This window comes from Burkholderia sp. Ac-20384 (assembly GCF_017104605.1).
Classification (GTDB): domain Bacteria; phylum Pseudomonadota; class Gammaproteobacteria; order Burkholderiales; family Burkholderiaceae; genus Burkholderia; species Burkholderia lata.
This window is the reverse complement of record NZ_JAAGPE010000395.1, coordinates 1-6,809: the sequence shown is the minus strand read 5'-3', so window position 1 is coordinate 6,809 and position 6,809 is coordinate 1. Positions and strand designations below refer to the sequence as shown.

Sequence of the window (6,809 nt, the reverse complement as noted above, 5' to 3'; positions counted from 1 at the left end):
GGTGTGGCGCCGACGAAGCAGGCCCCTTCGCGGTGGACCGCGAACAGGTGCGCATGCGCGTCGCGCTTGCGCAGCCGGCGCAGCAGCGGCGCGACGGCAACGGGCCGCGCGTACTGTTCGAGCACGTCGCGCGCGAGCACGACCTTGCCGAACGCGCCGCCGTGGATCGCGTCCACCGCGCGCCGCACTTCGTGCTGCCATTCGCTGGCCTGCAGCGCCTGCGTGTGCAGCAGATGCGGCGCATCGTCATCGTGGGTGGTGGCGAGAGCGCCGAGCGACTCGATGCGCGCAAGACACGCATGCGCGAGCGTGGCCGGATCGTCGTGCGCGGCGACGACGTGCTGGCAGACGGCCCAGTGCGCGTCGCCTTCGCGTACGATCAGCAGCTTCGCCACCGTCATGCTCGCGTCGGGAAACGGCGCCCAGTGTGCGCTGCGTGCGCCATGCGAATCGAACCGGAAGCCGCCGACGACGCGCGGCGGTTGCGGGCCGGCCGTCACGGCATCGCGAACGAGCGTGCGCCAGCATGCATCGATCTGCGCGAAGCGCGTGTCGCCGGCGGCGGTCAGTTCGAGCGCGCAGTCCCAGCCGAACAGCGTGACGGGCGCATCGCCGGCTTCGTGGAAGAACCACGGCGTGGCGCCGTCGTCCCACGCGGCGATCAGGTCGAAGAAGTCGAGCGGGCGCAGCGGCACCGACACCGACGCGAGCGTCGGCGTGCCGGTATCGGCGGCGTGGCGGGCCGCGCGGGCGAACGTGTCGTGCAGCAGCGGGAGGCCGGCGTTCATGCGAGCCCCCGCTGTTGCCGCCAATACTGCGTCTGCTGCGCGATGTACCACGCGATCAGGCCCGAGAACAGTGTCTCGACGTAGTCGGCATCGAGGCCGGCCTGTTCGGCCCAGCGGCGCCGGTCGGGCAACATCGCGGCCACCCGTTCCGGCGCGGCGATGCTCGCTTCGTCGGGCTTGAAGCGCGACGCAGCCTTCACGTACTGCATGCGCTGGCCGAGCGCGTCGATGATGTCGGCGTCCAGGCGATCGATGGCGTCGCGAATGTCGGGCAGCCCCGTGCAGGCGTCCGGTGTCTTCATGTGTACTCCTTTCCGTAACGAAGGGATTGGTCGATCCGTTCGACCAGATGCGCGATCACCGCCGGGTATTGGTGGCGCAGGTAGAAGTGGTCGCCGCTGAATGTCTCGATGCGGATCGGGCGCGATGCGACGTCCTGCCACGCGTGCGCTTCGTCGTTGTCGAGCTCGGAATCGGCGAGCGGCAGCATCACGCCGAGCGGCGTATTGAGCCGCGGCGGCCGGTCGCGGCGATACGTCTCGATCGCGCGGTAGTCGCTGCGGATCATCGGCAGGTAGATCGCGCGCATTTCCGGATCGGCGAGCAGTGCGGCGTGCTCGCCGGACAGCCGCGCGACGTCGCCCACGAGCGCATCGTCGGATTGCAGGTGCAGATCCGACAGGCGCTGGCGATGCGGCGGCGGCAGCGCAGACACGGCCAGGTAAAGCGGCGCCGCGCCGCGCGCTTCGAGCCGTGCCGCCACCTCGTACGCGAGCGCCGCACCGAGGCTGTGTCCGAACAGCACGAGCGGCGCGTGCGCATAGCGTTGCAGCGCATCGGCGGCGGGGCCGGCGAGTGCGTCGATCGACGCCAGGCAGGGTTCGCCGAAGCGCTCTTCGCGGCCCGGATACTGCAGCGCGAGCAGGTCGACGTCCCACGGCAGCGCGCGGCTCCAGCCGCGAAAGAAGTTCGCGGTGCCGCCCGCGTGCGGGAAGCAGACGAGCTGCGCGCGCGGGCACGGCGACAGGCGCAGTTCGCGGATCCAGTTCGAATCGGTCGGTCGTGCGCTCATGCGGCGGCCGCCTGCAACTGGCGGCGCAGCAGGTCGCGCAGCGATTTCTTGCTGGTCTTGCCGATGCCGGTTTCCGGGAAGCGCGGCATGAACTCGATGCGATCGGGAATTTTGAACGCCGCGAGCCCGCAGTCGCGCAGGTAGCGCTTCAGCACCAGCCGGGACGGCGCGGGCGCGCGCGCGACGACGAATGCGCACGTGCGCTCGCCGAGCAGCGGGTCGGGCATCGCGACGACCGCCGCGTCGTGCACTTGCGGATGCGCGAGCAACAGGTTCTCCACTTCCTCGGCGGAGACCTTCTCGCCGCCGCGATTGATCTGGTCCTTGTCGCGGCCTTCGACGACGAGGTCGCCGTCCGCCGTGCGCCGCACGCGGTCGCCGCTGCGATAGAAGCCGTCGGCGGTGAATGCGGTCGCGTCGTGCTCGGCGAGCCGGTAGTAGCCGCGGATCGTGTACGGGCCACGCACCTGCAACTCGCCGATCTCGCCGGGCGCGACCGGTTCGCCGGCATCGTCCACGATGCGCACTTCGTCGCCGTCCGATACGGGGCGCCCCTGCGTCTGCGCGATCCGCTCGGGCGAATCGTCGAGCCGCGTGCAGCAGATGAGCCCTTCGGCCATGCCGAACACCTGCTGCAGCCGGCAACCGAGCACGGGCGTCACGCGCGCGGCCGCGTGGTCCATCAATCGCGCGCCGCCGACCTGCAGCACGCGCAGGCTCGACAGGTCGGCCTGCCGTTGCGGCTGCTCGTCGAGCCACAGCAGCGCGAGCGGCGGCACGAGCGCGGTATGGGTGACGCGCTCCTGCGCGATCAGCGCGAAGCTCTGTTCGGGCTCGGGCCGCCCGGTCGTGACCACGCGGCCGCCCGCGAGCAGCGCGCCGATCGTGCCGGGGCAGCACAGCGTGAAGTTGTGCGCCATCGGCAGCGCGGCGAGATACACGGTGCCGGCGTCGAAGCCGCTCGCGGCGCTGCACGCGCGCACGTTGTACAGGTATTCGCGATGGCGGCGCGGGATCAGCTTCGGCGTGCCGGTCGTGCCGCCCGACAGCTGGAAGCACGCGATGTCGTCGGCGCGTGCCGCGCATTCGCGCAGCGGCGGCGCGTCGTACAGCGCGTCGAACGGCGTGAACGCGTGGTCGTCGCCGGCCATCACGATGTGCTCGAGCGTCGGGCAGTCGGCCTGCAACGCGGCCGCGAGCGGCCGGCAGTCGAACTCGCCCAGTTGTGCCGCGCCCAGGTACGCACGCGCGCCGGCGAAGCGGCAGAACGCGCCGACCTCGTAGTGCCGGTGAGCGGGGAGGGCGAGCACCGGCCGCACGCCGAGCTGGAACAGCGCGAAGCAGGTCTCGATGAAGCGCGCGCCGTTCGGTAGCTGGACGACGACCGCGTCGCCGCGCGTCAGGCCGAGACGTGCGAGGCCGCCCGCAAGCCGGCGGATGCGCAAGAGCAGGTCGCGATAGCTGAGCCGGCAGGTGCCGTCGACGATGGCGAGCGCATCGGGATCGCGCTGCGCTCGTGCGTCGAGCGCATCGAAGAAAGTCGAGTCTTGCCAATAGCCGGCGTCGCGATAGCGGTGTGCGAAGTCGTCGGGCCAGTCGGGCGCATCGGCCGGGAGGGCCGGCGCCACGGAGGGAAGGGAGGGTTGCATGCGCTGACCTTGGGTTCCGGCAAGTTGTCAGAAAATGTAAATGAGAGGTATTATCATTTGTAACAAGTGCCGCGATAACGCCGTTTCTTTCGATATCGCGGCAATTTCATTCGATCGGGCGCCTGTCGCGCGGCGCCCGCCCGGCCCGGCCGGACAATCCGCCGGTTGCCGCCGGCGCGCGCCGGGCCGCGCGTGCCGCCTAACCAACGGACCTCCGATGAGCTCGACCTCCTTCGCTTCGTCACGACGTCACCCGCCGGTGCTCGTGCCCGGCAATCATCCGGGCGTGGTGCACATCGACGCGGGCATGAAACTCATGAGCGGCACGCTGTGCTCGGACAGCCGCGACTGGTACGAGGAGCCGCTCGAAAAAGGGCTGAAGCTCGTCCTCGTGCAGAGCGGGCAGTTGCGCTGCCGCGTGCCGGGCCAGCCCGAGCAGTGCATCAAGGGGCCGGGCCTGTGCGTGATCGCCAACGACGGCGAATTCACGACGCACCAGATCTACGACCGCGATACGCCGCTGCGCTACACGATCGTGCAGCTCGGCCTCGATGCGCTCGACCGCAACCTGAGCCTGTTGCCGGAGAAAATGCTCGCGCCGACGGGCGGCGATCCGCGCATCGTCAGTTGCCCGGCGTCAAAGGCGCTGCAGGCGCTCGCGGTGCAGATCGCGACGTGCCCGTTCGAGGGCGCGGTGCGCGAGTACTACCTGAAGGCCAAGGCGTTCGAGCTGACCGCGCTGAGCGCGCAGTTGCTGGCGACGCAGCGGCAGTTCGCGCCGGCCGACGTGCGCGTCACGTCGTCGGACGTCGAACGCGTGTACGCGGCGAGCGACATCCTGACGCGCGAGTTGCAGCAACCGCCCACACTGGATGCGCTCGCGGGCCGGGTGGGGATGAATTCGCGCAAGCTGACGGCCGGCTTCCGCAAGGTGTTCGGCACGAGCGTGTATGCGTACCTGCAGGAATACCGGCTGCGGACCGCGCACGCGATGCTGTGCGCGGAGGACGCGAACGTGTCGACCGTCGCGTACCGGGTTGGCTACAGTCCCGCGCATTTCTCGATCGCATTCCGCAAGCGCTACGGTATTTCGCCGAGCGATATTCGTGCGTCGTCGAACGCGATCGACGACGTCGAGATGGAGAGCGCGGCAATCTAAAACAACTGACCGGCAGCCTAAAGTAATCGACCGGGCTCATGGGTGTGAATGAGATAGATTCTCATTCACGGGTGGCCGCCGCCGCGCGGATCCGCCATCGAACGACCCATACAAGGCGTGCCCATGAGCCAGACCGCTGTCGATTCCAGCATCGATCATTCCGATCCTTCCAGTTTTTCTCCCATAGCCTTTCGCTCGCAGCTCGTCGCGATGATTGCCGAGCTGCTCGACGAGCCCGTCGACGAAATCGCTTCGCTCGACGATGACGAAGACCTGCTGAGTTGCGGCCTCGATTCGATCCGGTTGATGTATCTGCAGACGCGCGTGAACCGTTTCGGCTACGCGCTGACGTTCGACGCGCTCGCGCGTACGCCGACGCTCGGCGCGTGGGCCGAGCTGCTCGCGAATGCGCCGCGTGTCGCCCCCGCGGCGCCTGACGTCGAGGCTGCCGAGGTGGTCGACGTCGACGTACATGCGCCGTTCGATTTGTCGGCGGTGCAGCAGGCGTACTGGCTCGGCCGCGGCGACGGCGAAGTGCTCGGCAACGTGAGCTGTCACGCGTTCCTCGAGTTTCGGTGCCGCGCGATCGATCCCGCTCGTCTCGACGCGGCGTGCCGGCGTGTGCGCGAGCGCCATCCGATGCTGCGTGCGCGCTTCACCGGTGGCCGCCAGCAGATCGTCGCGACGCCGGACGCGCCGGTGTTCGCGCATGCGGACTGGCGCGACAGGACGCCCGCCGATGCGGAAACCGAATGGGCGTCGCTGCGCGCGTTCCGGTCGCACGAATGTCTCGACGTCGAGCACGCGCAGGTCTTCATGATGGGGCTCGTGCAGATGCCCGGCGGCGAGGATCGCGTATGGCTGAGCGTCGACCTGCTCGCGGCCGACGTGGACAGCGTGCGGCTGCTGATGCAGGAGATCGGCGCCGCGTACGCCGAGCCGTCGGCGCTGCCCGATGCGCCGTCGACGTGGTTCCCGGCCTGGCTCGCGCGTCGCGCGGCCGATACGCGCGATGCGCGGGCCGCGGCGCGTGATGCATGGCATGCGCGGCTCGCGACGTTGCCGGAAGGGCCGGCGCTGCCGCTCGCCCGTGCGCCGGAAACGATTCGCGCGCCGCGTTTCAGCCGCGTCGCGCATACGTTGAGCACGGCCGAACTCGCGCGCCTTCAGGCGCGGGCCGCGCAGCATGGCGTCACGCTGTCGTCGGTGTTCGGCGCGGCGTTCGCCGCGGTGCTCGCGCGCTGGAGCGGCCGTCACGCGTTCCTGCTCAACGTGCCGTTGTTCGACCGGCATGGCGATGCGCCCGATCTCGGCCGCGTGATCGCCGATTTCACGACGCTGCTGCTCGTCGAATGCGACCTGCGCGCCGACGCGAGCGCGGCCGACACGGTGCGCGCATTCCAGCAGCGGCTGCACGGCGCGATTGCGCAAGCTGCGTATCCGGCGCTCGACGTGCTGCGCGATGCGCGCCGGCAAGGTGCGCCGCGCGCGGCGCCCGTCGTGTTCTCGTGCAATCTCGGCGATGCGCCGTTCGTGCCCGACGCGTTCGCGCGCGTGTTCGGCGATCTGCACGACATGATTTCGCAGACGCCGCAGGTGTGGCTCGATCATCAGCTCTATCGCGTGCCGGACGGCGCGCTGCTCGCGTGGGACAGCGTCGACGGCCTGTTTCCCGACGGGATGATCGATGCGATGTTCGGCGCGTATGTCGCGCTCGTGCAGGCGCTGTGCGATCGCGACTGGCGGCTGCCGATCGCAGTTGAGCTGCCGTCCGCGCAGCGACGCGTGCGCGATGCGCTCAACGCCGTGCCCGCACCCGGTCGTCCGCGTACGCTGCAGGCCGACTTCTTCGCATCGGCCGCGCGAGAGCCGGCGTCCGTCGCATTGCGGTGCGGCGAGCAAGCGGTGACGCGCGGCGAGCTGGCCGCGCAGGCGCTGGCGATCGCAGGCGGCTTGCGTGCGGCCGGCATCGGTCATGGCGACGCCGTCGAGATCAGTCTGCCGCGCGGCCCCGCCCAGGTGGCCGCAGTGTTCGGCGTACTCGCTGCGGGCGCGTGCTACGTGCCGCTCGATATCGCGCAGCCGGCTGCGCGCAGGGCGCTGATCGAACGCGCGGCCGGCGTGAAGGCCGCGATCGGCAA

Annotated in this window: 6 protein-coding genes; 2 read left to right on the top strand and 4 right to left on the bottom strand. The window is 69.9% G+C overall.

The features are described 5' to 3' along the window. The 4 genes from G3O00_RS38100 to G3O00_RS38085 all read right to left on the bottom strand — a co-directional run. On the bottom strand, positions 1-788 hold a 788-nt coding region (locus G3O00_RS38100; RefSeq protein WP_206146091.1), incomplete at its 3' end, for a chorismate-binding protein. Beyond that, a complete protein-coding gene (locus tag G3O00_RS38095; RefSeq protein ID WP_011354276.1) occupies positions 785-1,090 on the bottom strand; it encodes an isochorismate lyase in 306 nt (101 codons plus the stop codon). The genes G3O00_RS38095 and G3O00_RS38100, both read right to left, overlap by 4 nt. Beyond that, entirely contained in the window at positions 1,087-1,860 is a 774-nt protein-coding gene (locus G3O00_RS38090; protein ID WP_174931349.1) for an alpha/beta fold hydrolase, read from the bottom strand. The genes G3O00_RS38095 and G3O00_RS38090 overlap by 4 nt, the downstream gene beginning before the upstream one ends. Continuing rightward, on the bottom strand, positions 1,857-3,509 hold the full coding sequence (locus tag G3O00_RS38085; RefSeq protein ID WP_206146090.1) for an AMP-binding protein: 1,653 nt from the start codon (positions 3,507-3,509) through the stop codon (positions 1,857-1,859). Before G3O00_RS38085 ends, G3O00_RS38090 begins: the two co-directional genes overlap by 4 nt. A gap of 217 nt (positions 3,510-3,726) precedes the next feature. Here G3O00_RS38085 and G3O00_RS38080 point away from each other — a divergent pair, with 217 nt between their 5' ends. Together G3O00_RS38080 and G3O00_RS38075 are read left to right on the top strand one after the other, a co-directional pair. After that, a complete protein-coding gene (locus G3O00_RS38080) occupies positions 3,727-4,668 on the top strand; it encodes an AraC family transcriptional regulator (protein WP_011354279.1) in 942 nt (313 codons plus the stop codon). A gap of 123 nt (positions 4,669-4,791) precedes the next feature. Further along, a partial coding sequence (locus tag G3O00_RS38075) for a condensation domain-containing protein (RefSeq protein WP_206146089.1) occupies positions 4,792-6,809 on the top strand: 2,018 nt, incomplete at its 3' end.

Bases quoted from the DNA above. Each gene is read 5' to 3' on its own strand.
- G3O00_RS38095 (WP_011354276.1), bottom strand. From the start codon at position 1,090: ATGAAGACACCGGACGCCTGCACGGGGCTGCCCGACATTCGCGACGCC.
- G3O00_RS38090 (WP_174931349.1), bottom strand. From the start codon at position 1,860: ATGAGCGCACGACCGACCGATTCGAACTGGATCCGCGAACTGCGCCTG.
- G3O00_RS38085 (WP_206146090.1), bottom strand. From the start codon at position 3,509: ATGCAACCCTCCCTTCCCTCCGTGGCGCCGGCCCTCCCGGCCGATGCG.
- G3O00_RS38080 (WP_011354279.1), top strand. From the start codon at position 3,727: ATGAGCTCGACCTCCTTCGCTTCGTCACGACGTCACCCGCCGGTGCTC.